Source organism: Brucella lupini (assembly GCF_002252535.1).
GTDB lineage: Bacteria > Pseudomonadota > Alphaproteobacteria > Rhizobiales > Rhizobiaceae > Brucella > Brucella anthropi.
Map to the genome: position 1 here is coordinate 50,275 of NZ_NNRN01000044.1, position 22,581 is coordinate 72,855.

Here is a 22,581-nt window from a genome sequence, read left to right on the forward strand (position 1 = left end):
AAAAGTCAACAAGCCGCACCAAATCGATAATTGTGCTTGACCCTCCAGCCACCTGAGGTTTTATAAATTTGCTCCTGTATGACAGGAGACCAGCCATGAGTGCTGCTGAACGCCAGACCCGCTTCAGGGTCGAGGGCATGGATTGCGCAAGCTGCGCCACGAAGATCGACACTGCTGTACGTCGCCTCAACGACGTCGCAGACGTCAAGGTTTCGGTTGTGGCCGGAACAATGACCGTGACCCATGGCGACCGCATTGACATAGACGCACTCGCCAAAAAGATTGGTAGCCTCGGATACAAGACCGTCCCGATTACCGCGACGGATTCTCCCGTCGCAATGGAAGGCGCGGTGCATCGTCACGGCCCCGATTGCGACCATGATCATGCCGAGGGAACTCACAATCATTCGAGTGAGAGCACCGGCCAGTCGGACGCTCTCGCGGGCCTGCACGGGCACGATCACGGACCTTCTGACGGGCCATGGTGGAAATCCTCCAAGGCGCGACTGACCATATTATGCGGGGCCGCGCTGGCGATCGCTTTCGGCCTTGCACAGCTTTACCCCCAGACGCAGCCTTGGGGTTTCGTCGTTGCCATGGCGGTCGGGCTCGTCCCCATCGCCCGGCGTGCCCTGTTCGGCGCGTTGAACGGCAGCCCGTTCACGATCGAGACATTGATGACGGTAGCGGCCGTAGGCGCCGTGATCATCGATGCGTCCGAGGAGGCGGCGGTTGTCGTTTTCCTGTTCCTCGTGGGTGAGCTTCTCGAAGGCATTGCAACCGGGCGCGCGCGAGCATCCATTCGCGCTCTTGCAACACTGATGCCTAAAACGGCCCTGCTCGAGATAGACGGTGCGACGAAGACCGTCCCGGCCGAGAGCCTTACGGTCGACGCTATCGTGTTGGTGCGTCCCGGCGATCGTGTGCCGGCTGACGGCGTGGTGTTGTCGGGTGAGAGTGCTGTCGACGAGGCGCCGGTTACGGGCGAGTCGGTGCCTAAGCGCAAGGAAGAAGGCGACAACGTATTCGCCGGTACCGTCAATCAGGAAGGCGTGCTTCGGGTGCGGGTTACGGCCGCTGCTGCCGACAACACGATTGCCCGTATCATCACTCTCGTAGAGGAAGCGCAGGAGACCAAGGCCCCGACCGAGCGCTTCATCGACCGCTTCTCCAGATATTACACGCCCGGCGTGATGGTGGTGGCTGCGCTGATCGCAATCATTCCCCCGTTAGTCGTTGGCGCGGAATGGGCCACGTGGATCTATCGCGGCCTTGCGGTCCTGCTGATCGGTTGCCCGTGTGCGCTGGTCATCTCGACACCGGCGGCAATCGCCGCCGCACTCTCAGCGGGCGCGCGACGTGGCTTGCTGATGAAGGGCGGCTCGGTGCTGGAGAATCTCGGCAAGGTAAACCGGGTCGCCTTTGACAAGACCGGAACCCTGACGGAAGGCAAACCGAAGGTGACCGACATCATCGGTGTCGCAAGGGATGAACGGGAGACCCTGCGTCTCGCGGCGGCGCTCGAGGTGGGATCGAGCCATCCTCTTGCCGTCGCCATCCTTGCAAAAGCTGACAGCGAAGGCGTGCCGCTGACCACTGCGTCGGAGGCCGGTGCGGTTGGCGGGAAAGGAGTGGTTGGCACGCTCAACGGCGAAAAGCTGTTTCTTGCATCGCCCCGTGCGGCCGCAGAGGAGGTTCAGATCGATGCCGCGCTTGCCGCCCGGATCGCCTCGCTCAACGATGAAGGCAAGACAGTTTCCGTGCTTCTTGCCGGCAAAGAGATTGCCGGTCTGGTCGCTATGCGCGACGAACCGCGCGAGGACGCAAAAGAGGGTATCGCGCTTCTGCGCGAACTCGGGGCGGACTCTGTCATGCTCACCGGCGACAACACTCGTACCGCGAAAGCCATCGCCGCTTCGCTTGGAATGGAAGCTCGCGCTGAGCTGATGCCGCAGGACAAGCAGCGGATGATCGGCGAAATGCGGCGGGAAGGCCGTTTTGTAGCCAAGGTAGGCGATGGCATCAACGACGCGCCCGCGCTTGCCGCCGCCGACATCGGCATTGCCATGGGCGGTGGAACCGACGTTGCGCTCGAAACGGCGGATGCTGCGATCTTGCATGGCCGGGTGAAAGACGTCGCGAACATGGTGTCCCTGTCGCGGCTGACGATGAGCAACATCTGGCAGAACATCGTTATCTCGCTTGGGCTGAAAGCCGTTTTCCTCGTAACGACCGTGCTCGGGATTACTGGGCTCTGGCCCGCGATCCTTGCTGATACCGGCGCAACCGTTCTCGTCACCGCCAATGCGATGCGCCTTCTCGCATGGCGGGGAATCCGAACATAGGCAGCGCTCGATAGTGTTTCAGAGGTCGCAATATCTGACGTTTCTTCGCCGTTGGGTCGCTGATCCGCTGACGGTAGGCGCGGTCATGCCTTCCAGCCCGGTTCTGGCCGGGCTTATGGCAAATGCAGTCGGTTACACCGACGGAAGGGTCCTTGAGCTTGGACCAGGCACAGGTGTCTTTACAGAGGCCCTATTGGCGCGGGGGCTTGTTCGGGACCAACTAACCCTGGTCGAACTGGATGAATGTTTCGCAGATTTGCTCTCTGAACGTTTCCCCGGCATCAGGATCGTTCGAGGCAACGCCGCGCGCCTGTCGGCGGCAGGGGTCGATAAGGATGCAAAATACGATGCCATCGTAAGCGGTCTGCCACTTCTGTCGATGTCTGCCCGGAGCATCTACCGGATCGTCCGGAGCGCGGCGCTCAGGCTTGAGCCGAGCGGCCACATGTTTCAGTTCACCTATGGCATACGCTGCCCTGTTCCTGCAGGCATCCTTCTTAAATGCGGATTGAAAGCTGAATTGCTCGGAAGCGTCATCCGAAACATTCCGCCCGCATCGGTCTATCGCATCTCGCATTCGCTAACGCCGAGAGAGCAGGACGTCCCTCGCCCGTTAACCGATGCAAAAATCGCAAACAACCTGACCGAAAGGAGTCAGGCAAGGGGAACGAGTTCACCGCTAACAACATCAAGGAGTTTGATATGCTGACAAGACGCGAGATACTCGCAGGTGCAACTGCGCTTACGGTCGTGTCTGGGTTGTCTGCGCGCGCACAGTCCGGAACCAATCACAAGGTCCAGATGCTGAACAAGGGAAAGAAAGGTCCCATGGTGTATGAACCCGACTTTGTTCGGGCAGCTCCCGGCGACACGGTGACATTCGTTCCTACAGATAAGTCTCACAACGCAGTTAGCATCAAGGAGATGCTTCCCGAAGGAGCTCAGGCGTTTGCAGGAAAACTCAATGAGGAAATCACCATCACTATCGAAAAGGAAGGAGTTTATGGTGTGAAATGCGCACCTCACTACGGAATGGGAATGGTGATGCTCATTTCTGTTGGAGCTCCCGTCAATCTGGAAGACGCCAGAGCAGCCAAACACCCTCCTAAAGCAAAGAAGCTATTTGACGAACTTCTGAATGCCGTTCCGGCGGCCTGAACCTGTCTGACAAATCAATACTGGATGGCAGCGCAAAGCCTGAACCAAAGGAAGGTGCTGCCATCCCGCTGCATGAAAGCTCTATAATCCTTTAGAGATCTTGTTCCATGCGACGCTCATTATGTCGTTTCATTCCGAGTTGCCGCCGATTGAGTGTTGCGACATGTCACATCGACGGTATTGACGGGGCCAGTTAAGCTTTTAGCCATGCAACTTGCACGCGGAATAAGAAGTGGATGCTGGATAACCGGTCTCGCCGTCGGCTTGCTTGCTTACCTCATTTTGCTTCAGGGCCTGGCATCGGCTTACGCCAAGACGGTTATGATTATCAGCCCGTCTGCACCAGTGTTCGTCATCTGTGCGCCGTCCGGCAACAAATATAGCAGCCCGGATAACCCGCTCGGATTTCTCGGTAAGGACTGTTGCGCGGCACTTTGCAAGTCTGCCGCTTCATCAGGGCCGACGGTGCCTCCGGTATGGTTAGATCTGCTTGCGCTGATACCGCATGGTTCGCCCGGAGAGCGCATGCAGCCGCTCGAAAAGGGTGATCCGCCGGACATACTCGTCGTCCCGTCCCTCGGAGCGCGGGCGCCACCTTCATTCTTCATCTGACAGAAAATCGATCCGGCGCGTTCCTGCGCTCGTTTTGTTGCATGGAGAAATCAATGCTCAAGTATATCCGTATCCTCGCGGCAACTGCCGCCTTCGTCTCTGCATCCACAGCGTTCGCGCATGATTTTCGTGTTGGCGACATCGTGATTAATCATCCCTGGACACGTGCTACGTCTCCGGCAGCAAAGGTTGGCGGCGGATATTTCGACGCGGTCAACAATGGGGCCGTGACTGACAGGCTCGTGGGGGCCAGCTCTACCGCGGCATCACGCGTCGAAATCCACAAAATGGAAATGAGCGACGGCATTATGAAAATGCGCCCGGTGCCTGACGGGATGGTCATTTCCGCCGGTGGCAAGATTGAGCTCGCCCCAGGCGGATACCATCTCATGCTGATCGACCTCGTCAAGCCGATCAAAGAAGGGGACATGGTGCCAGTCACTCTTCAGTTTGAGTTGGCCGGTTCGGTAGAGGTTGAGTTCGCGGCCGGGGCCCTCGGCCAGGCGCAGTCGGATCATCAGGGTGGCTCTGCGTCATCGCATGATGGAGAAAACTGATGCGAGGGAGAACGATCGGACTACTTTCGGCTGCGGTGCTTGCAGTCGGCATGGCCCTCGCAGCCGTTACTATCATCTCCAAGGAGCGACAACCGAATATTCAGTTCCGAAGCACTGGTGTCGCCACTGTAGGCGGGCCGTTCCAATTGGTTGGAACCGAAGGCCAGACAGTGACGGAGAAAGATCTGCTAGGCAAGCCGAGCGCAGTCTTCTTCGGCTTCACATACTGCCCGGATGTGTGCCCGACCACGTTGTTCGAACTGACAACATTAGCAAAGCAGCTCGGTCCGGATGCGGACAAGCTCAATTTCGTGTTCGTCTCTGTTGATTCAGAGCGCGATGGGCCTGAGGAGATGAAGCAGTATCTCGAGGCGTTCGATGACCGCATCATCGGGCTTACCGGCACCGCCGAACAGATCGATTCCGTCGCAAAGGCATACAAGATCTACCATGCGAAGGTCCCGCTCGAGGGTGGTGATTATACGATGGATCACACGGCCAGCGTTATCCTCATGGATGCGGACGGAAGGTTTTTCGGCACCATGGACTACGAGGAAGAAGCGAGTGTCATGCTTTCGAAGTTGAAGCGCCTGATCCGTCAACGGGATGGATAAATACTGATCAGCGCTCGTGGCGTAATGGCGAATCAATAATCGGGAGGTTGCTACAAATGGCAAAAGACAACGCCGGGCCGTCTACCGGTGTCTGGATAGTTTTAGCTATGGTTGCTGGAATGTTGGCCGGACTGGGTGGCATTTTGGTATCAGGCGGCTTTTCCGATGAAAGGCAAAAGAGCGTCGCTGAAGCCGCGGTATCGGATAGTTGCTCAGTTTCGCCAGATCAGTTGACGGCGATAAGGAGTGCCTCAAAGGGCGCGGTCGCGGCAATGCTTACGACAGAAAAGCCGCGATCTATGCGTGGAATGACATTCAGTGGGCCGGACGGATCACCAGTAAGCGTCGGCGACTTCGAGGGAAAAACGCTGCTGATTAATCTGTGGGCGACATGGTGCGCTCCCTGTCGTGAGGAGATGCCGGCGCTCGACGCACTTCAAAATGAAGTGGGAGGCGAAAAATTCGAGGTTATTGCCGTAAACCTCGATACCGGCGGAAATGACAAACCGCTGGCTTTTCTCAAGGAAATCGGGATCGACAATCTTAGATACTATAGCGAACAGACACTCTCCCTATTCAACGGCCTTAAGAAGCAGGGCTTAGCGCTGGGCCTGCCGGTTACGCTGTTGGTTAATGGAGAGGGGTGTCTTCTCGCCCATATGAACGGTCCGGCCGAATGGGCGAGCGAGGATGCTGTCTCATTTATAAGGACTGCGATGGGAGCGGCCAACGAGGAAACCTAGCGCGAACGAAGGGAGAGGGACACGAGGGAGGATGGCCGGCGATGGAGAAATCGAACGCGCCACGTTGGGAGCGGCCTGTACGTTGGCCTTCGGACGGACTTCCATTTGATATGAGGGCGTTGCGCTATGTCCTCGCCGCTGCCGAGCAGATGAGTTTTTCCGGTGCCGCCGGCGCCCTTGGAATGAAAGTGTCCAGCGTCAGCCGTCAGGTACGCAATTTCGAGGATGCTATCGGCATCTCCCTGTTTGAGCGCTCCACCTCCGGGGTGCGCCTCACCGATGCCGGCAGCCAGCTGCTCGATGACATCATTCCTGTTCTCCAGATGGCGGAGGCCGTCCTGCAACGCGCCGGCGCCGCAGGCAGGGTCGAAGAGGGCACGGTCAAAGTCGGGATTATCACCACACTTGGTGGCGGATTCCTTCGCGAACTGATCGCGACCTATCGTCAAAGCTATCCGGGTGTCAGGCTCGTTATATTCGATGGCGGGCGACAGGATCATCTGCGCGCAATCCGTGCGCGGCAGCTGGATGTCGCGTTCTTTACCGGCAACGCGCCGCTTGCCGGTTGTGATGTCGAGGAGTTCTGGCGCGAGCGGGTCCATGTGGCCATGAGCGCCGAGCATCCGCTCGCGGACAGCAATGCCGTGGACTGGCCGCAACTGCGGCAGGAGCAGTTCATCGTCTCGAGTATGGAGCCCGGTCCGGAGGTCCATGACTATATCGTGCGCCGCATCGCCGATTACAGCACCTATCCTGATGTGAGCTATCGTCAGGTCACGGTCGAGACGCTGATGCACATGGTCGCCATTGGCGAGGGCATCACGCTGGTTTCCCAGGGCTGGACCAGCATGTCCCATGCTGATCTGACCCTGCGTCCGTTGACCGCGAACGAGGACATCGTGCCGTTCAGCGCCGTCTGGTCACCCTCAAGCGACAATCCGGCCCTGCGGCGCTTCCTGAGCTTCGCGCGGGAACTGGCCGTCAAGCAGCAAGGCCGGCGTGCTCAATGATCGGTGTCGGCCGGATTCGTCCGGCCGACCGCGCCAGGCTGGCCTCCGGTCGTGGGTCGTGATTTACCAACAGCCTTGGCCTTGCGGCTCCGCCAGCCGCGATCCGACCGCAGGAAGGATTCGAGCATGTGGGGGATCAGGGTTGCGGTATCGACCTCGCCATAGAGCCGGCCATATTCGGCGGCGTAGAGGTCGAGTTCCTCCTTCAGTGGCTCCGGCAGCGAGACGGTGATGCGCACCACGCCGAGTCTGGGCAATGGACCGAGTTTGAGATTGCTCATCAATGCGCTCCATAGGGCTCGAGGACCAAATCGCGGGCGACGATCACGCGGACCGGAAAGCCGGGGCGAATGGTGAGCGTTGGGGCGACCTGAAGCTGCCGTTGGACGATTTGCTGGCCGGCCTGGTTCACCGTGTCCTGCGCCCCTTCGCGGATGGCGCGGACAAGACGGTCCTCATCGCTCGTGGCCAGCTCCGCACCGACGGCAAGAAGCGTCGAGAGGCCCGCCGCCTTCATCAGATCCCACCAATGGTAGTCCACTCCATCTTCCAGGCCCGCATAGCCCGACGCATCGGCACCGCGCTGGCGCTCCAGCACGATGGACCGGCCGTTGGGCAGGATGAGACGATTCCACACCAAGAGGACGCGGCGCTGGCCGAAGGTCACGCCGGCGTCGTATTCGCCGATGAGGCGGCTTCCTTGTGGGATGAGCAGGAGCGCGCCGGTCGGGCTGTCATAGACGTTCTGCGTCACCTGGGCTGTGATCTGTCCCGGCAGATCCGAACGGATGCCGGTGATTAGCGCGGCAGGGATCACCGCGCCGGCCTGAAGAATGTAAGGCGACGCGGGTCCCATGACACGATCCGTCGCGACGGTGCGTCGATCCACCTCGGCATTGAGGAAGGCAAGGTGCCTGTCCTGCGTTGCGGCGCCCGCCAGGCCGGACATGCCCGGAACGGCCGGGATCGACGGCGAGCCAGTGTTTTGGCCTGCCCTGATCTGGAAGAAGATCTCGCTGGTGCGGGCCGCTTCCAGCTCGGCGAGGCGGCGCTGCTCCTCGGGATCGGCCGCGGGAACCGGCATCGGGGTCGCGGGGATGGGCTGGCCTTCCTCGCGGGCGCGCAGCACCGGCCCGCCGAGATCTCCGGGCAGCGGCGGGCCGAGGACCGGCACGTCACCATAGCTGCCGGGAAGCCCCTGCAAGCCGTCTGCGGTCTGGCGGCGATCGGTTGAGATCAGCTCCTCGGGCTGCCCGCCGCGATCGACGCCTTGAAGCGCATAGATCAACGCGCCGCCGATGCCGATACCGGCAACCAGGCCCGCGCCCATGAGAACCTTGCGCGAGATGCGCGTGACGCGCGGCGCTTCGGCGCGCAGGCGCATGGAGCCCGCCTTGTCGTTGGCCGCTCCGGCCAGCTCCATCCCTTCCTCCTTCCGGCCTTCGGTCTCGCTCATGACGGCGACCCTCCCGTTGCCGTGCCTTGTCTGCTGGTCGCGGCGGCGGTCTGGCCGGGCTGAACGCGGACGATCCTGACGGTCTGTTGCCGGTTGCCGGAGCCCAGCCGCAGTTCGGCCGCGCCGAAGAGGCGATCGACGATGAGGACGTTCTGATAGATGCGGCTATTAACGATCTCGGGTTCGCCGCCCGATCCGATGACAAACAGGGGCGGCATCTCTCCCTGGATGATGCCGCGTGGGAACACGACATAGACCCGGCGCCCATCGTCGAAGACGGAGATCGGCCGCCAGGGCGGGTTGTCGCCGGAGAGGCCGTAGCGGTAGTTCCGCGCAGTCTCGGCCGGAATGATCGGAGCGGGGGGCGTGGTCATGCGCTGGGTGGCGGGCGGCGCAGGATAGGCCCATGCGACCGCAGGCATCCACGTCTCGTCGCTCGCGCGCAACTCTATGAGGTATGTTCGGCGATCTGTTGTGATGACCAGATTGGTCGAGATGCCGGCGCGGGTCGGCTTGACCAGCACATGGACGCGCCGCGTCGTTCCCGAACCGCTTTCAGTGTCGCCGATGATCCAGCGCGCGGTATCGCCCGCAGCGATCGGGCCAGCGCCGGTCAGGCTTTCGCCGGGCTCCAGCGCTATGGTGGTGATCTGTCCGACAGCGGCATAGACCTGAAACAGCGCGCCTTCCGACCAGGGATAGATCTGGATCGCATTGTAATAGCCCTCGCGGCGCGGCTCGACACGCGCAGCCGCATTGGCGTTGCCCACCTGTCCTGTTGGTGTGCCCGCTGCAGCTCCGCCCCGCGCGACCCTCCAGGCCGGAGGGGTATGGAGCGGCCTTGGGGTGTCGTTGGTCGCCGAGGTTCGCACCACGGGCAATGGGGGCACGTTATCGTCGTAGCTGAACTGCGGCGTGCGGTTGGTGGCGCATCCGGCGAGCGCTGTTGCTGCAAGCAGGCAAGCCGCCATTGCGGGTTTACGGAAAGCCGGATGTCCGGCCTTTGCTGAATTTCTGGTCATTGACTCATCTCCCGCGACCACGAGATCGCGTTGACAAAGATTCCAAGGGGGTTTGCACGGAGACGCTCGGCGGTGCGGGGCTGCTGGAGGACGATGGTGAGGATCGCTGTCCAGCGTTCGGTGGCGGCAAGTTGCCCGTTTTCGTAACGCTGCTCGGTCCAGGCGATGCGGAAGGAGTCTGGCGAGGCGCGGATGACGCTGGAGACCTCCACGGAGACCTGCTCGCGGCCAACGCGGGTGAATGGATCGTTCGCCCGCGCATAGTCGTTGAGCGCTACTGCGCCACGATCGGTCGTAAACTCATAGGCCCGAAGCCAATTCTGGCGGACGATGATCGGGTCGGATGGCAGGCTGCGCACCTGTTCGATGAAGCGGGCGAGGTGCCAGGCGACCTGAGGGTCGGTGGGCCGATAGTCGGCGATGGCGGATTCGACGGCGCGGGCCTCGCCGTGGCGGTCGATTTCGACCACCCATGGAACGACGGTGCCTCGGGCCGATTGCCAGACAAGCGCCGAGGCGAAGCCGGCCGACAATATCAGGCAGCCAAAGGCCATGAAGCGCCAGTTGCGGGCCTGCACGCGCGCCGAGCCAATGCGCTCATCCCAGATTTGGGCTGCCTTCTGATAGGGCGTGACGGGTTCCGGCGTCTTGCCGAAATGGGTGGTGGGGCGTTTGAAGATGTTCATGTGCGGTCGCTTTCGGAAAGGCTGATGGAGGCGCCGCCGCCGTGACTGTCACCGGATCGGACGGCATGGGCGGCGGCCGAGGCGCCGTGACTCAGAGCTTGGCTGCGGCGCATGCGTTGCGCCCAGGCTGGCGCTCCATCGGAAGACGGAGTGCTCGCCGGGCTCGACGAGATGCCACCACCGATGGTTCCCATGGAAGAACTGCCGCCGGTCTTCTCGAATCCAGCTTTGACGCCGGCGTCATGGCTGGATTTGAGGCTGTCAGCGGCTCGGGAAGCCGCGCGTTTCAGGGGAGAGACGGCGGCGGTTACACCGGCACGCGCAACACCGCCGATACCGGCCGCAACGCTGGCCGCGCCGGTATCGCCCATCGAGGAGAGTGTATAGGCAGAGGATGCTGCGCCGGCGGCCGTTGCGCCGCCACGCGCCAGTGCCGCACCACCGGAAAGAGCGGCGGCTCCACCGCGCGCGGCCAACATGGTGGCGCCACCCGCCGCGACGGCAGCGCCGCCGACAGCGAGGCCGGTTCCGACCGCAGCACCGGCGCTGAGCTGCGGGCCGCCGGAAACGAGGCCGGTTGCGATGCCCGGCCCGAAGATGCCGAGGCCGAGAAGGGAAAGGGCCGCCAGGACGATTGCCATGGCATCGTCGATTGTTGGCGTCGCGCCGCCGAAGCCGGCGGTGAATTGTCCAAAGAGGGTGGAGCCGATGCCGATGATGACCGCCAGGACCAGCACCTTGATGCCGGAGGAGATCACGTTGCCCAGCACGCGCTCGGCCATGAACGCGGTTTTGCCGAACAGGCCGAAAGGAATGAGGACGAATCCCGCCAAGGTCGTGAGCTTGAACTCGATCAGGGTGACGAAGAGTTGGATCGCCAGGATGAAGAAGGCGAGGATCACCAGCGCCCAGGCGAAGAACAGGCAAAGGATCTGCACGAGGTTCTCGAAGACCGCGATCCAGCCCATAAGGTCCGAGATGGATTCGAGCAGCGGCCGGCCGGCATCGAGGCCGGTCTGGGCGACGCGGCCGGGACGCAACAGATCGGCGGTAGAGAATCCGGTGCCGGACGCCATGAGGCCGAGGCCGGCGAACGACTCGAAGACGATGCGCGCGAGGTTGTTCCAATTGGAAATGATGTAGGCGAACACCCCGACAAAGAGGGTCTTCTTGACCAAACGCGCGATGATGTCGTCATCCGCGCCCCACGCCCAGAACAGGGCGGCGAGCGTCACGTCGATCACGATCAAGGTGCTGGCGATGAAGGCCACCTCACCGCCGAGGAGGCCGAACCCGCTGTCGATGTAGCTGGTGAAGATGCCGAGAAAGTTGTCGATTACTCCGGTGCCGCCCATGCGCTCACCGCCCTTCGTTCGGGGCAGGAGCTGCCGGTGCGGGCGAGCGGCCGAGGAAGCGATCGCGGGTCTCGGCCCAGACGCGCAGGCAAGCGGCGTCATTTGCGGCGGCTTCACCCAGCTCCTGGCAACGACGCTGTTCCAGCCGCAGCGGATCGGCTGCAGGCTGAAGCGCAGGCGTGGCCGGCGCCGGCCCGGTCTTTTCCTCGCGGGTCATTTCGATGATCGTCGCCGTGATGGCGACGGCGACGAATATGATGGCCGCGATCCGGGCCAGCACCTTGCCGTCCATGATGTCCCCCTTCCGGCCTGTCAGTTGTTGAACATGCTTGCATTGCCCGGCTGGTAGCCGGAGCCGGGCGTCAGGAAGCGTTCGCGCTGGATGCGGCCCTGCTCGGCCGCCGTGGCGCGTTCAGCCTCGGACAAGGCATCCGCCCGGCCATTGGCCGAGATCACGGCAATGAGGTCGGAGAGTTGCTGGCTTTGCAGGGCGAGGAGCTGGTTGCCGGCCTGGGTTGCCTGAAGCGCGCCGGTCGCACCCTGGCTCTCGCCGACGAGGGCCGACATCTGCGAGCGGTTGGTGTCGATGTTGCCGACCACCCCGGCCTGGACACGCATCGCGTCCTGCAAGCCGCCGACGGTCGTTTCCCACCGGCTGCGCGCATCGGCGATCAACTGGCTGTCGGTGGCCGAGAGGGAGAGCTTGCCGTAGTCTTGCTGGAACATGCTGTCGATCGACTGAACGTCGAAGGCGATGTTCTGCGCCTCTCCGAGAAGCTGCTGGGTGCGCTGCACATTCTGCTGGAGCGCCTGAAGCGAGCTGAAGGGGAGGCTCGCCAGGTTCCTCGCCTGGTTGATGAGCATCTGCGCTTCGTTCTGGAGCGACGTGATCTGGTTGTTGATCTGCTCCAGCGTCCGCGCGGCAGTCAGAAGGTTCTCGGCATGGTTGGTCGGGTCGTAAACGATCCGGCCGAAGCCGAAGAGGGCGTGGGCCGGCGTGGTGAAGACCGGCGAAAGCGCCATCGGCGCGGCAAGGGACAGCGCGAGCAATGAAGCGCCGGCGAGACGGGGAAAGCGGTGTCGGGTCATGGCATGATCTCCTCTGGGTCGAGTTCAAGGGCATCGGTGAGGTCGAGCGCCGCCGCGAGCACCGCGCCGGGCGCGAGGGGCTCCGCAGCGGCGGTGATGTTGGTGAGGTTGGGAATGAGATCGGCCGCCCATTCGACGCCGCGCGCCGTGAGCCATGCAGCGAGGAAACCGTCGCGGCCATGCTCGGCGAGGATATCGGCGATCAATGCCTGGTCGGACTTGGAGGACGCCGCGCAGAGCGCGAGGCCGACTTCGGACAGGCCCAGCTCGAACAGCCGGTTTCCCCTGCGGCTTTGGCAGTAATAGTCCCGTTTCGGGATAGCGCGGGCCAGGATCTCGATTTGCCGATCGTTCAGCCCGAAGCGCCTGTAGATGGCCGTGATCTGCGGTTCAACGGCACGGTCGTTGGGCAGAAGCAGCCGCGTCGGGCAGCTTTCGATGATCGCCGGCGCGATGCTGCTCTTTTCGAGCTGTGCGAGCGATTGGGTCGCAAAGACAACGCTTGCGTTCTTCTTGCGCAGCGTGACCAGCCACTCGCCCAATTGTTTGGCGAAGGCCGGATCGCCGAGCGCAAGCCAGCCTTCATCGATGACGATCATGGTCGGGCGGCCGTCGAGGCGATCGGCGATCCGGTGGAAGAGATAGGCGAGGACGGCTGGAGCCGCGCCGGTCTCCAGCAGCCCTTCGGTTTCGAAAGCGACGACAGAGGCTTCGCCCAGGGTTTCCGACTCGGCGTCGAGCAGCCGGCCGTAGGGACCGCCGATGCAATAGGGTTGGAGTGCGAGCTTGAGATCGTTGGACTGGAGCAACACCGAGAGGCCGGTGATCGTTCGTTCCTCGACGGGAGCCGACGCCAGCGACGTGAGGGCGGTCCAGATATGCTCTTTCGCCTCGGGCGTAGCGGATACGCCTTCGCGCGCTAGGATCGCTATGATCCAGTCTGCGGCCCATGCGCGATCCTGCGTCTGCTCGATGCGGGCAAGCGGCTGGAGCGAGACGGAAATCTCGGCGTTTTCGGTGAGCCGTCCACCGAGATCGTGCCAGTCAGCGCCCATGGCAAGGGCGGTTGCCCTGATGGACCCGCCATAGTCAAAGGCGAAGACCTGCGCGCCCTCATAACGACGGAATTGCAGGGCCATGAGCGCCAAAAGCACGGACTTCCCAGCGCCGGTGGGGCCGATGACTAGGGTGTGGCCGACATCACCGACATGAAGGGAGAACCGGAACGGGGTGGAGCCTTCGGTCCTGCCATACAGCAGCGGGGGTGCGCCGAAGTGCTCGTCCCGTTCCGGCCCCGCCCACACGGCGGACGAAGGAACCATGTGGGCAAGGTTGAGCGTCGAGACCGGAGGCTGACGCACATTTGCGTAGGCGTGGCCCGGCAGGGAGCCGAGCCAGGCGTCGACGGCGTTGACCGTCTCGACCATCACGCTGAAATCGCGGGACTGGATGACCTTCTCGACCAGCCGCAGCTTCTCGTCGGCGCGGGCGGCATCGGCGTCCCAGACCGTGACGGTCGCGGTGACATAGGCGATGCCGGCGATGTCCGCGCCGAGTTCCTGTAGCGCCAGGTCGGCATCGGCAGCCTTGTTGGCGGCATCGGTGTCGACGAGCGCCGATTGCTCGTTCGTCATCACCTCTTTCAGAATGGCGGCGATGCTCTTGCGCTTCGCAAACCACTGGCGGCGGATTCTCGTGAGCAGCCTGGTCGCGTCCGTCTTGTCCATCAGAATGGCGCGGGTCGACCAGCGATAGGGGAAAGCCAGCCGGTTGAGGTCGTCGAGCAGGCCGGGCGTCGTGATGCTCGGGAATCCGGTGATGGTGAGGATGCGCAGATGCGCGGCGCCGAGGCGCGGTTCGAGCCCGCCGGTCAGCGCCTCGTCGGCGAGCAGCGCGTCCAGATAGATCAGGGTCTCTGGCACACGGACGCGGTGCCGTTTGGTCGAGACGGTCGAATGAAGATAGGTCAACGTCTCGGCGTCGGTGAGCCACCGGCACTCGGGCATGAAGCCGTCGAGGAGCGCCAGCACGCGATCGGTGCGATCGACGAAGCCGCGCACCAGCTCCCAGGGATCGACGCCGGAGGTCTCCCGGCCTTCATAGAGCCAGCTTTCGGCGCGGGCGGCGTCCTCCGCGGGTGGAAGCCAGAGGAAGGTCAGATAGTAGTCGGAGACGAAGTGGCTGCCTTCCTCCTCGAAATCGGCCTTGCGCTCGGCATCGACCAGCGCGGATGCCGGATCGGGAAAGACGTCGTTCGGATAGGTGCCAGCCTCGGACCGCTGCGCCTCGACGAAAATGCACCAGCCGGAGCCGAGGCGGCGGAAGGAATTGTTGAGGCGCGCGGCGACGCCGACCAGCTCGGCTGCGACTGCCGAGTCGAGATCCGGCCCGCGGAACTTTGCGCTACGCTGGAGCGATCCATCCTTGTTCAAGACGACGCCCTGACCGACCAGCGCCACCCAGGGCAGGTAGTCGGCGAGGCGCGCGGCGGTACGGCGATATTCTGCGAGGTTCATCATGGCCTGCGCCTCACACCGAAAGAAAAGCCGGAACGCGCAGGTGTCGGCGCGTTACTTCCATGAAGAGGGGATCGCGCCGCGCCGCCCATACGGCTGCGAGATGGCCTGCTGCCCAGATCAGGATGCCGGCGAGCCAGAGCTGAAGGCCGAGACCCACGGCCCCGGCAAGCGTGCCGTTGAGGATCGCTACCGAACGCGGCGCACCGCCCAGTAGGATGGGTTCGCTGAGCGCGCGATGAACCGGGGCGGTGAACCCCGGCACGGCGTCGAGCTGTTCGAGAACGGTCGCCATCAGATCAGCGCCCCGCCACCAAAGGAGAAGAAGCTGAGAAAGAAGGAGCTGGCGGCGAACGCGATCGAAATCCCGAAAACGATCTGGATCAGCCGCCGGAAGCCGCCGCCGGTATCGCCGAAGGCGAGCGTCAGGCCGGTCACGATGATGATGATGACGGCGACGATTTTCGCCACCGGACCCTCGATGGATTCGAGGATCGACTGAAGCGGTGCCTCCCACGGCATGGACGAGCCGGAGGCGAGCGCCGGCGACGTCATAAGAGCGACCCAAGTGAAGGCGTTGGCAGTGGCGATGTGACGGCGGATGCGAAAGGCGCGGCGGATCATGCGGGTTCTCCTGAAGGGTCGTTTGGGGTGGGGTCTGGAAGGGCGGGCGAAAGCTGGTAATCGCCATCCGGGCCGAGCCCTTCGACGCGGGCAAGTTCCACCAGCCGGCGCGCGGAACCGCGCCCGGCAAGGACTGCTACTATGTCGATCGTCTCCGCGATGAGGGCGCGCGGGACAGAGACAACGGCTTCCTGAATGAGTTGTTCGAGACGGCGCAGCGCGCCGATGCCGGAACCAGCATGGATGGTCCCGATTCCGCCGGGATGTCCGGTCCCCCATGCTTTGAGCAGATCCAGGGCTTCGGAGCCGCGCACCTCGCCGATAGGGATACGGTCGGGGCGCAGGCGCAGCGAGGAGCGGACGAGATCGGAAAGCGTCGCCACGCCATCCTTGGTCCGCATTGCCACCAAATTCGGTGCGGCACATTGCAGCTCGCGCGTGTCCTCGATGATGACGACGCGATCTGCCGTCTTGGCGACCTCGGCGAGCAACGCATTGGTGAGCGTCGTTTTGCCGGTGCTCGTTCCTCCGACGACGAGGATATTGGCGCGGGAAGCGACGGCATTGCGCAGCGTGGCGGCATGGGCGGCGCTCATGATGCCGGCCGCCACATAGTCGTCGAGGCTGAATATCGCCACTGCGGGCTTGCGGATGGCGAAGGCGGGCGCGCCCACGATGGGCGGCAATAGTCCCTCAAACCGTTCGCCGGTTTCGGGAAGTTCGGCCGAGACTCGCGGCGAACGGGCGTGGACCTCGGCCCCGACGTGATGGGCGACGAGGCGGATAATACGCTCACCGTCCTCTGCAGTCAGCCGTTCGCCGGTGTCGGAGAGGCCCTCGGACAGCCGATCCACCCAGATGCGACCATCGGGGTTCAGCATAACCTCGACGATGGACTTGTCTTGCAGGAGAGTTGAGATGGCAGGCCCGAGCGCGGTTCGCAGCATGCGCGCGCCGCGTTCGGTCGTTGCCCGTTTCTGGTTGTTTCCGGCCATCTCATCCCCGTTCCGCCGGGGAGGAGGTGATTGGCGATCCCCGGATGGGGATGACTAAAAGAGCCACAAAGCGCGGCAGTTCAAGAAGTTTCGGCAGGCGTCGTAGCGTAGCGTGTAAATACAGGAAAACGGCGGAATTGGCTCGATAGGTCTGCGTGAGATTTAGGGGCCGCCGACGAATTAAAAGCGAGAGGGAGTTCACTGACGCCCGGGGCTAAATGATGGCCTAATCTTCAAGGCGCAGGTCTGGAACGTAGGAGAATTCCCTGTGTTGTTCCTTACTATCGTCATCTCGCGCGACAGCGGCGTGCAGCGAAGCCCAACGGTGTCATTTATCGGCCTCGGGACGCAGGATGACGGCTTCATCTTCGCGCGAGACCTCGACTTCATTTACATGGAGGCGGGATTCCTTAGGGTGCGGCACAGCCTGCGAACTGCCTGATTGGAACACTTTTGCGAAATGGGGCGTGGACACCTTCCGAATATACATCAAAGCATTTACGATGTGCCGGCACCCGAAACAGGTGAATCTAGTTGTCTACGCGATCCGCTGAACTTGCAGCAGCATCCTCCGGTATCTCCTTCAAGAAGCTTCGGCCGGACTGCAGATGCTTGCCGAGCGTGTCGACGAATCCTTCGAACCGCACTCGACCCTTGGCTTGTGCTGCAGAATAGGCATCGGGCGCTATGGGCGGTGTGACTGTGAGCCAGAAGCGCACGAACAGCGCAAGCGTTTCGGCCGAGATGCCAAGATCCCGCTCAATCCGGGCGACCTGTCGGGAAAGCCGGTCGAGGCGTCTGGCAAGTGCTGCCTCCTGCATCTGGGCATTGTCGGGCGAGAAAAAGGATTCGAGCGCCGCCTCGACAATTGAAGAGCGCGTTATTTTCTTGCGCGCGGCAAGTTCGGCGACCTGATCGATCAGGGCAACTGGCAGGGAGGCGTTGAGACGATCGCGCATGGCCATATTCCTTACAGTTCGATACCGTCATCGGGATTGAGTGAAGTCTGCCGGGCGATACGGCCCATCTGGCGGCGGATCGCCTGTCGCTGGCGGGCGTTGTCCTCCTGATCATCGTCGAGCATGATTCTGAACTCGTTTTCGGGAGCGGGTTCCTTCTTCTCGTGGACGATCTCGACATGGTCGGGGAGTTCGGGCTCACGGCGCAGGCTGGAATTGGCCTTGTCTTCCTTCTTCTTCCTGGCCTCTTCGGCGGCAGCGATCAGTGTTTCGTCCGGTTTGACCGGCTTGAGCACCGACCAGCCATCCGGCCGCGCGGTGACGACGAGTTTTGCGGGATCTGGCGGTGGCAGAATGCGTTCACTGAGACGCTGATCTTCAAAATACCGCGCCTTCTTCGCGCGGATCGGCGGCGTGCCGGCGACCATGACGATCTCGTCATCGGGCGGAAGCTGCATGATCTCGCCGGGCGTAAGGAGCTGGCGGGCGGTCTCGGAGCGCGAGACCATGATGTGCCCCAGCCAGGGCGCAAGCCGGCTGCCGGCATAGTTTTGCATCGCCTTCATCTCGGTTGCTGTGCCGAGCGCATCGGAAACGCGCTTTGCCGTGCGCTCGTCATTGGTGGCAAAGCTGACACGCACATGGCAGTTGTCGAGGATGGCGTTGTTCTGGCCGTAGGCCTTTTCGATCTGGTTGAGCGACTGGGCGATCAGAAAGCTCCTGATACCGTAGCCGGCCATGAAAGCCAGCGCGCTCTCGAAGAAGTCGAGCCGGCCGAGCGCCGGAAACTCGTCGAGCAGCATCAGGACGCGATGTTTGCGCTTTTTCGTATGGAGATCCTCGGTTAGGCGGCGGCCGATCTGGTTGAGCACCAGGCGGATGAGCGGCTTGGTGCGGGAGATGTCGGATGGCGGCACCACGAGATAGAGTGTGGAAGGCTTTGCGTCGGCAATCAGGTCCTCGATGCGCCAGTCGCAGCGCGCGGTGACGGCCGCAACGACAGGATCGCGATAGAGGCCGAGAAAGCTCATGGCGGTCGAGAGCACACCGGAACGCTCATTGTCGGATTTGTTCAGGAGCTCGCGGGCGGTCGAGGCGACCACGGGATGCGGGCCAGCTTCGCCCAGATGCCTGGTGGCCATCATACCATCGAGCGTGGCTTCGATCGTGCGACGGGGATCGGAGAGAAAAGCCGCGACACCGGCAAGCGTCTTGTCCTTCTCCGCATAGAGGACGTGGAGGATGGCGCCGACCAGGAGCGAATGGCTGGTCTTTTCCCAGTGGTTGCGCCTTTCGAGTGACCCTTCGGGATCGACCAACACATCGGCGATGTTCTGGACGTCGCGAACCTCCCATTCGCCGCGCCGCACCTCGAGCAGCGGATTATAGGCGGCAGATGCCGCATTGGTCGGATCAAACAGGAGCACGCGACCGTGCTTTCCTCGGAAGCCCGCCGTGAGCTCCCAGTTCTCACCTTTGATGTCGTGGACGATGGCCGAGCCGGGCCAAGTCAGCAACGAGGGCACTACGAGGCCGACGCCCTTGCCCGATCGTGTCGGCGCAAAGCACAGCACATGCTCCGGCCCGTCATGGCGCAGATAATCCCGATCGAGCTTTCCGAGCACAACGCCGTCGGGGCCGAGCAGCCCGGCCTTCTCGATCTCGGGCCGCTCTGCCCATCGCGCCGAACCATAGGTATCGATATCGGCCGCCTCGCGGGCGCGCATCACCGACATGGTGATGGCGATGCCGATTGCAAGGAACCCGCCCGACGCCGCGATGATGCCGCCCTCGGCGAAGATGCGCGGGGCATAGGCGTCGTAAAAATACCACCACCAGAAGATCGCCGGTGGATAATAGACCGGCCAGCCCATCACCTCGAACCAGGCCGGGCCGAGCTGAGGCTGGAAGCCGAGCCGCCAGGCGACCCATTGCGTGCCTGACCAGACCGAGATGAGCACGATCAGGAAGACGATGGAAATCTGGCCCCAGAGGATTTTCGTGCCGGACATGAGAGATTCCTTTCGTCAAAGGCCGAGATCGCGTTTGCGTCCCAGCGACCATTCGATGCCGCTGCCGGATTTCGCGACCCCGGAGATGTGCTGGCCGAGTTTGTCGTCGATCTCGCGTGACCAGGGCACGAGTTGGAAGCCGAGCCCGCCGTCAGGACCGCGTCCCTCGATCATGGCGAAGCGCCCTGAGGTGAGCGTGATCTGGCGGCTGTAGGTGCCGGATACGTATTCGCCGGCCTGCGCCGTCACATGCGGCATTCCGGTCTCGGCCGAAAGTTCAGCACCGACGGCATCGAGTTCGCGGCGGCGGAGGGTGCTCAGCAGATTTCGCTGCAGGACAATCCGCTGCCCGTCACGCCTGGCAAGGCCTTCGTCAGTGAGGTGCTCGGCACGGGCGTCCATGGCCTCGCGAACCTCCTTTCCGAAACCGCCGGTGGCGAGCGGCATGGGTTCACGCTCGACCAACCGGTGATCGAGCCACGTCGCGCCGGGTGCGGTGATCTGCTCGTTCAGATCGAGATGCGAACGGTTGGCGAGGATCAGGGTTGGACGCGGATCGTCCGGCCCGCCGAAGCGCCGGACTTCGACGATGCCGCCAACGTCGGGCGCATGTGCGAACGCCTCCATGCCGCGCAGGCGAACATGATGGGCACGGCCGTCGGTGCCGTCGATCACGGCATAGGCTTCGCCGGTCAACTCGTCATGGAGCCCCTTGTCGATGAGCCGTCCGATAATCGGCGGGCCCTCGCGCGCTGCATCGATCACGAAGTCCGCGGCGCCGCGCTCGGAGCCACGTTCGGCAAAAGCGCGATGCATGGTCTTGATGATGTCGCCGCGGATGCCCAGATCGCGCAATGTGCGTTCGGCTCCCGGCTCGACAAACCATTCGTTGATGCCCGCGTCGGTCGCGAGGCCGGCCTGTTCGAGATGGCGCAGCCGCGCGATCATCAGCCTGCGGATTTCGGGATCGTCGGGGCCTTTCACCTCGGGCCGCAGATCGATGTAGCCCAGTTCGTTGGCTTGCCGGGTGATCTCACGATCAAGTCGGGTCCAGCGCTCGGCGGTCACCTCGCGCTCAAGTGCGTTGCGGATCTCGTGTTCGGGCTTGGGGCCGAGCTCGAGATCGACCAGATCGCGGGCGCGGGAGGCAAGGCCTCGGCTGATGTAGTCGCGGGAGATAACCAGGTCGGCTCCCGTTTCGTCGACCCCGCGCACCAGGAGGTGAACATGGGGATTGTCGGTGTTCCAGTGATCAACGGCCACCCAGTCGAGCTTTGTGCCGAGATCGGCCTCCATCTGCTTGACCAAATCGCGGGTGAAGCCCTTGAGGTCGTCCATGTCGGCGGCGTCTTCGGGCGAGACAATGAAGCGGAAGTGATGCCGGTCCTCTTCGCAGCGCCGGGCAAAACCGAGATCGTCGGCGCGATCGGTCTCGGCGTCGAACATGATCCCGCGCTCGCCGTCCCGGCTGACGCCCTCGCGCTTGAGATAGGCGAGATGCGCCGCCATCGGCGCTGCACGGAAGGCGCGGCCTTTGTGGCGGGCGATGCGGGCCTTGGCGATGACGCGGCGATTGGATGCGAAGAGGTGTGAACGGCCGAACTTGCTATGACCGCGGCCGAAGGTGGATGGCGCTGAACCGGATAATCGGCCTGAAGAGCGCGATGCGCCTGGAGAACGGGTGTGGCCTGCCTTCTGGGCGGCGCGCAGCACCTGGTTGACGAAGCTTTTGGCCTGCGGCGCGCGGGTAGATCGCGGCTTGCCCGGGCGGATGCGGAATTCGTGCTCGCTGTCGGTCATCGCCGGACACCTCGCGCAGCCCGGCTGGCTCCTGCCACGCCGAGCCCTTGAATTCCTTGCCCAAATTCGTGCCCTTTGCACGCGACCGACCCGCCTGCCACGTAAAAGCCAAGCTTAGTCAGAGGCTTAGGGCGTTCGTGGCAGGCGCTTTTAACTTGCCCTACCGTTCGCACTATCGCTAACGCTGCCCTTCCTGCCGCACCTCCTTTCCGGCATTGCGCCACGATGCGAGGTTGCACGCTGCGTCTCATGGCCGGGCTCCCTGGGAAGTCCGCACCGGAAACAGGGCGTCCGGTTGTGCTGGCACGAGCGGATTGTGGTGCGATGTCGGTGCCGCCAGTGTGCCGCTCGCGTAACGCTCGCCGTGCAAGCCGGGCGCAGTTTCCGGGCTGCTGGCGGACACCGCGAAGAGGCCGGCGTCGCGCCAGTCGGTGACCGATGGCGAAGCATTTGCGAGGTTATGAGGAAGCGGTTCCCCACCGAGAAGAGGGACGAGTGCCGCGACATAGGCACGGGTTTCTGCTGGCAAGGCGCGGCCGGTCGAAACATATTCGTCGTAACGCGCCGGCCCGGCATTATAGGCGGCGAGCATCGCGCCGATATTGCTGTATCGGTCGAGCATCTCGCGCAGATAGGCGGTGCCCGCGAGTATGTTGTCGCGCTGCGCAAACGGGTCGCTGCCGAAGCCGTAACGCAAGCGCAGTTCCGTCCATGTGTCGGGCATGACCTGCATCAGACCCATGGCGCCGGCCGAGGATATGGCGGAGCGATCGCCGGCGCTTTCCGTCTGCATGATGGCGCGAATCCAGTGCTCGGGAATCGAGAATCGCTCTGCGGCTTCCGTCACATGGGCCGCAATAGGACCGCCTGTCGTTTGCAGGACGGATGGTGCGTTCTGAGCTCTCGCGGCCGCCGCCGATGTGGTGGCGAGGAAAAGGCCGGAAAGGAGAAGGAACGCGATGCGCCGGGCGGCGTGATGCCGCCCGAACGCCCGCGTCTGACGATGCCCGATGCAAGGCAGTGGCATC

Annotated in this window: 24 protein-coding genes; 9 read left to right on the forward strand and 15 right to left on the reverse strand. The window is 62.9% G+C overall.

Annotated features, from left to right (window positions below):
• The first annotated feature begins 95 nt into the window (after window positions 1-95).
• From CES86_RS10120 to CES86_RS10155, 8 genes are all read left to right on the forward strand, one after another.
• Window positions 96-2,345: a heavy metal translocating P-type ATPase gene (locus CES86_RS10120; RefSeq protein ID WP_094514313.1), complete on the forward strand. Its 2,250-nt coding sequence runs from the start codon at window positions 96-98 to the stop codon at window positions 2,343-2,345.
• A gap of 13 nt (window positions 2,346-2,358) precedes the next feature.
• Window positions 2,359-3,054: a class I SAM-dependent methyltransferase gene (locus tag CES86_RS10125; RefSeq protein WP_094514315.1), complete on the forward strand. Its 696-nt coding sequence runs from the start codon at window positions 2,359-2,361 to the stop codon at window positions 3,052-3,054.
• On the forward strand, window positions 3,048-3,503 hold the full coding sequence (locus CES86_RS10130) for a pseudoazurin (protein WP_094514317.1): 456 nt from the start codon (window positions 3,048-3,050) through the stop codon (window positions 3,501-3,503). The genes CES86_RS10125 and CES86_RS10130 overlap by 7 nt, the downstream gene beginning before the upstream one ends.
• Before the next feature lie 207 nt (window positions 3,504-3,710).
• Window positions 3,711-4,115, forward strand: coding sequence for a hypothetical protein (locus CES86_RS10135; RefSeq protein ID WP_143851077.1), 405 nt, complete (start codon window positions 3,711-3,713; stop codon window positions 4,113-4,115).
• Window positions 4,116-4,168: 53 nt separating this feature from the next.
• The gene (locus CES86_RS10140; protein ID WP_094514319.1) at window positions 4,169-4,672 is read left to right on the forward strand and encodes a copper chaperone PCu(A)C; all 504 of its coding nucleotides are present in this window, start codon (window positions 4,169-4,171) and stop codon (window positions 4,670-4,672) included.
• Window positions 4,672-5,286, forward strand: coding sequence for an SCO family protein (locus CES86_RS10145; RefSeq protein ID WP_094514320.1), 615 nt, complete (start codon window positions 4,672-4,674; stop codon window positions 5,284-5,286). Before CES86_RS10140 ends, CES86_RS10145 begins: the two co-directional genes overlap by 1 nt.
• 56 nt (window positions 5,287-5,342) lie before the next feature.
• Window positions 5,343-6,029 (forward strand): thiol:disulfide interchange protein TlpA, encoded by a 687-nt coding sequence (gene tlpA / locus CES86_RS10150; protein ID WP_094514322.1) that lies wholly within the window; start codon window positions 5,343-5,345, stop codon window positions 6,027-6,029.
• A gap of 41 nt (window positions 6,030-6,070) precedes the next feature.
• A complete protein-coding gene (locus CES86_RS10155) occupies window positions 6,071-7,039 on the forward strand; it encodes a LysR family transcriptional regulator (protein WP_036589061.1) in 969 nt (322 codons plus the stop codon).
• Here CES86_RS10155 and CES86_RS10160 read toward each other — a convergent pair.
• Genes CES86_RS10160 through trbB form a run of 11 tightly spaced genes read right to left on the reverse strand, consistent with a single transcriptional unit; the run spans window position 7,033 to window position 16,782 of the window.
• Window positions 7,033-7,320 carry a DUF2274 domain-containing protein gene (locus CES86_RS10160; RefSeq protein ID WP_094514323.1) on the reverse strand — a complete coding sequence of 96 codons (288 nt, stop codon included), beginning with the start codon at window positions 7,318-7,320 and terminating at the stop codon, window positions 7,033-7,035. The genes CES86_RS10155 and CES86_RS10160 overlap by 7 nt on opposite strands.
• A complete protein-coding gene (locus CES86_RS10165; protein WP_374828138.1) occupies window positions 7,320-8,495 on the reverse strand; it encodes a TrbI/VirB10 family protein in 1,176 nt (391 codons plus the stop codon). The genes CES86_RS10160 and CES86_RS10165 overlap by 1 nt, the downstream gene beginning before the upstream one ends.
• Window positions 8,492-9,517 (reverse strand): P-type conjugative transfer protein TrbG, encoded by a 1,026-nt coding sequence (gene trbG, locus CES86_RS10170; protein ID WP_094514324.1) that lies wholly within the window; start codon window positions 9,515-9,517, stop codon window positions 8,492-8,494. The genes CES86_RS10165 and trbG overlap by 4 nt, the downstream gene beginning before the upstream one ends.
• Entirely contained in the window at window positions 9,514-10,203 is a 690-nt protein-coding gene (gene trbF / locus CES86_RS10175) for a conjugal transfer protein TrbF (protein ID WP_094514326.1), read from the reverse strand. The genes trbG and trbF overlap by 4 nt, the downstream gene beginning before the upstream one ends.
• Window positions 10,200-11,558 carry a P-type conjugative transfer protein TrbL gene (gene trbL / locus CES86_RS10180; RefSeq protein WP_094514328.1) on the reverse strand — a complete coding sequence of 453 codons (1,359 nt, stop codon included), beginning with the start codon at window positions 11,556-11,558 and terminating at the stop codon, window positions 10,200-10,202. The genes trbF and trbL overlap by 4 nt, the downstream gene beginning before the upstream one ends.
• Window positions 11,559-11,562: 4 nt before the next feature.
• The gene (trbK-alt, locus tag CES86_RS10185) at window positions 11,563-11,850 is read right to left on the reverse strand and encodes a putative entry exclusion protein TrbK-alt (RefSeq protein WP_094514329.1); all 288 of its coding nucleotides are present in this window, start codon (window positions 11,848-11,850) and stop codon (window positions 11,563-11,565) included.
• Window positions 11,851-11,870: 20 nt separating this feature from the next.
• On the reverse strand, window positions 11,871-12,647 hold the full coding sequence (gene trbJ, locus CES86_RS10190) for a P-type conjugative transfer protein TrbJ (protein ID WP_036589081.1): 777 nt from the start codon (window positions 12,645-12,647) through the stop codon (window positions 11,871-11,873).
• Complete coding sequence (trbE, locus tag CES86_RS10195) at window positions 12,644-15,166, reverse strand: conjugal transfer protein TrbE (protein ID WP_094514331.1); 2,523 nt, start codon at window positions 15,164-15,166, stop codon at window positions 12,644-12,646. The genes trbJ and trbE overlap by 4 nt, the downstream gene beginning before the upstream one ends.
• A gap of 10 nt (window positions 15,167-15,176) precedes the next feature.
• Window positions 15,177-15,458: a VirB3 family type IV secretion system protein gene (locus CES86_RS10200; RefSeq protein ID WP_094514332.1), complete on the reverse strand. Its 282-nt coding sequence runs from the start codon at window positions 15,456-15,458 to the stop codon at window positions 15,177-15,179.
• A complete protein-coding gene (locus CES86_RS10205; RefSeq protein ID WP_094514334.1) occupies window positions 15,458-15,787 on the reverse strand; it encodes a TrbC/VirB2 family protein in 330 nt (109 codons plus the stop codon). The genes CES86_RS10200 and CES86_RS10205 overlap by 1 nt, the downstream gene beginning before the upstream one ends.
• Entirely contained in the window at window positions 15,784-16,782 is a 999-nt protein-coding gene (trbB, locus tag CES86_RS10210; protein ID WP_094514336.1) for a P-type conjugative transfer ATPase TrbB, read from the reverse strand. Before trbB ends, CES86_RS10205 begins: the two co-directional genes overlap by 4 nt.
• A 268-nt stretch (window positions 16,783-17,050) precedes the next feature.
• Here trbB and CES86_RS27505 point away from each other — a divergent pair, with 268 nt between their 5' ends.
• Window positions 17,051-17,224, forward strand: a complete 174-nt coding sequence (locus tag CES86_RS27505) for a hypothetical protein (protein ID WP_167387112.1) — start codon at window positions 17,051-17,053, stop codon at window positions 17,222-17,224.
• A gap of 88 nt (window positions 17,225-17,312) precedes the next feature.
• Here the strand turns inward: CES86_RS27505 and CES86_RS10215 are convergent, their stop codons facing one another.
• From CES86_RS10215 to CES86_RS10230, 4 genes are all read right to left on the reverse strand, one after another.
• A complete protein-coding gene (locus tag CES86_RS10215; protein ID WP_036589091.1) occupies window positions 17,313-17,741 on the reverse strand; it encodes a ribbon-helix-helix protein, CopG family in 429 nt (142 codons plus the stop codon).
• Window positions 17,742-17,752: 11 nt separating this feature from the next.
• Window positions 17,753-19,753, reverse strand: a complete 2,001-nt coding sequence (locus CES86_RS10220) for a conjugal transfer protein TraG (protein WP_094514337.1) — start codon at window positions 19,751-19,753, stop codon at window positions 17,753-17,755.
• A 15-nt stretch (window positions 19,754-19,768) separates the two neighbouring features.
• On the reverse strand, window positions 19,769-21,553 hold the full coding sequence (locus tag CES86_RS10225; protein ID WP_094514339.1) for a relaxase/mobilization nuclease domain-containing protein: 1,785 nt from the start codon (window positions 21,551-21,553) through the stop codon (window positions 19,769-19,771).
• A gap of 247 nt (window positions 21,554-21,800) precedes the next feature.
• Window positions 21,801-22,580, reverse strand: a complete 780-nt coding sequence (locus CES86_RS10230; protein WP_094514340.1) for a lytic transglycosylase domain-containing protein — start codon at window positions 22,578-22,580, stop codon at window positions 21,801-21,803.
• Window position 22,581 lies beyond the last annotated feature (1 nt).

Bases quoted from the DNA above. Each gene is read 5' to 3' on its own strand.
- CES86_RS10145 (WP_094514320.1), top strand. From the start codon at position 4,672: ATGCGAGGGAGAACGATCGGACTACTTTCGGCTGCGGTGCTTGCAGTC.
- tlpA (WP_094514322.1), top strand. From the start codon at position 5,343: ATGGCAAAAGACAACGCCGGGCCGTCTACCGGTGTCTGGATAGTTTTA.
- CES86_RS10205 (WP_094514334.1), bottom strand. From the start codon at position 15,787: ATGATCCGCCGCGCCTTTCGCATCCGCCGTCACATCGCCACTGCCAAC.
- CES86_RS10155 (WP_036589061.1), top strand. From the start codon at position 6,071: ATGGAGAAATCGAACGCGCCACGTTGGGAGCGGCCTGTACGTTGGCCT.
- trbK-alt (WP_094514329.1), bottom strand. From the start codon at position 11,850: ATGGACGGCAAGGTGCTGGCCCGGATCGCGGCCATCATATTCGTCGCC.
- CES86_RS10130 (WP_094514317.1), top strand. From the start codon at position 3,048: ATGCTGACAAGACGCGAGATACTCGCAGGTGCAACTGCGCTTACGGTC.
- trbL (WP_094514328.1), bottom strand. From the start codon at position 11,558: ATGGGCGGCACCGGAGTAATCGACAACTTTCTCGGCATCTTCACCAGC.
- trbE (WP_094514331.1), bottom strand. From the start codon at position 15,166: ATGATGAACCTCGCAGAATATCGCCGTACCGCCGCGCGCCTCGCCGAC.
- CES86_RS10215 (WP_036589091.1), bottom strand. From the start codon at position 17,741: ATGCGCGATCGTCTCAACGCCTCCCTGCCAGTTGCCCTGATCGATCAG.
- CES86_RS10140 (WP_094514319.1), top strand. From the start codon at position 4,169: ATGCTCAAGTATATCCGTATCCTCGCGGCAACTGCCGCCTTCGTCTCT.
- CES86_RS10120 (WP_094514313.1), top strand. From the start codon at position 96: ATGAGTGCTGCTGAACGCCAGACCCGCTTCAGGGTCGAGGGCATGGAT.
- CES86_RS10230 (WP_094514340.1), bottom strand. From the start codon at position 22,580: ATGCCACTGCCTTGCATCGGGCATCGTCAGACGCGGGCGTTCGGGCGG.
- trbJ (WP_036589081.1), bottom strand. From the start codon at position 12,647: ATGACCCGACACCGCTTTCCCCGTCTCGCCGGCGCTTCATTGCTCGCG.
- CES86_RS10135 (WP_143851077.1), top strand. From the start codon at position 3,711: ATGCAACTTGCACGCGGAATAAGAAGTGGATGCTGGATAACCGGTCTC.
- CES86_RS10220 (WP_094514337.1), bottom strand. From the start codon at position 19,753: ATGTCCGGCACGAAAATCCTCTGGGGCCAGATTTCCATCGTCTTCCTG.
- trbB (WP_094514336.1), bottom strand. From the start codon at position 16,782: ATGGCCGGAAACAACCAGAAACGGGCAACGACCGAACGCGGCGCGCGC.
- trbG (WP_094514324.1), bottom strand. From the start codon at position 9,517: ATGACCAGAAATTCAGCAAAGGCCGGACATCCGGCTTTCCGTAAACCC.
- CES86_RS10225 (WP_094514339.1), bottom strand. From the start codon at position 21,553: ATGACCGACAGCGAGCACGAATTCCGCATCCGCCCGGGCAAGCCGCGA.
- CES86_RS10160 (WP_094514323.1), bottom strand. From the start codon at position 7,320: ATGAGCAATCTCAAACTCGGTCCATTGCCCAGACTCGGCGTGGTGCGC.
- trbF (WP_094514326.1), bottom strand. From the start codon at position 10,203: ATGAACATCTTCAAACGCCCCACCACCCATTTCGGCAAGACGCCGGAA.
- CES86_RS10165 (WP_374828138.1), bottom strand. From the start codon at position 8,495: ATGAGCGAGACCGAAGGCCGGAAGGAGGAAGGGATGGAGCTGGCCGGA.
- CES86_RS10200 (WP_094514332.1), bottom strand. From the start codon at position 15,458: ATGGCGACCGTTCTCGAACAGCTCGACGCCGTGCCGGGGTTCACCGCC.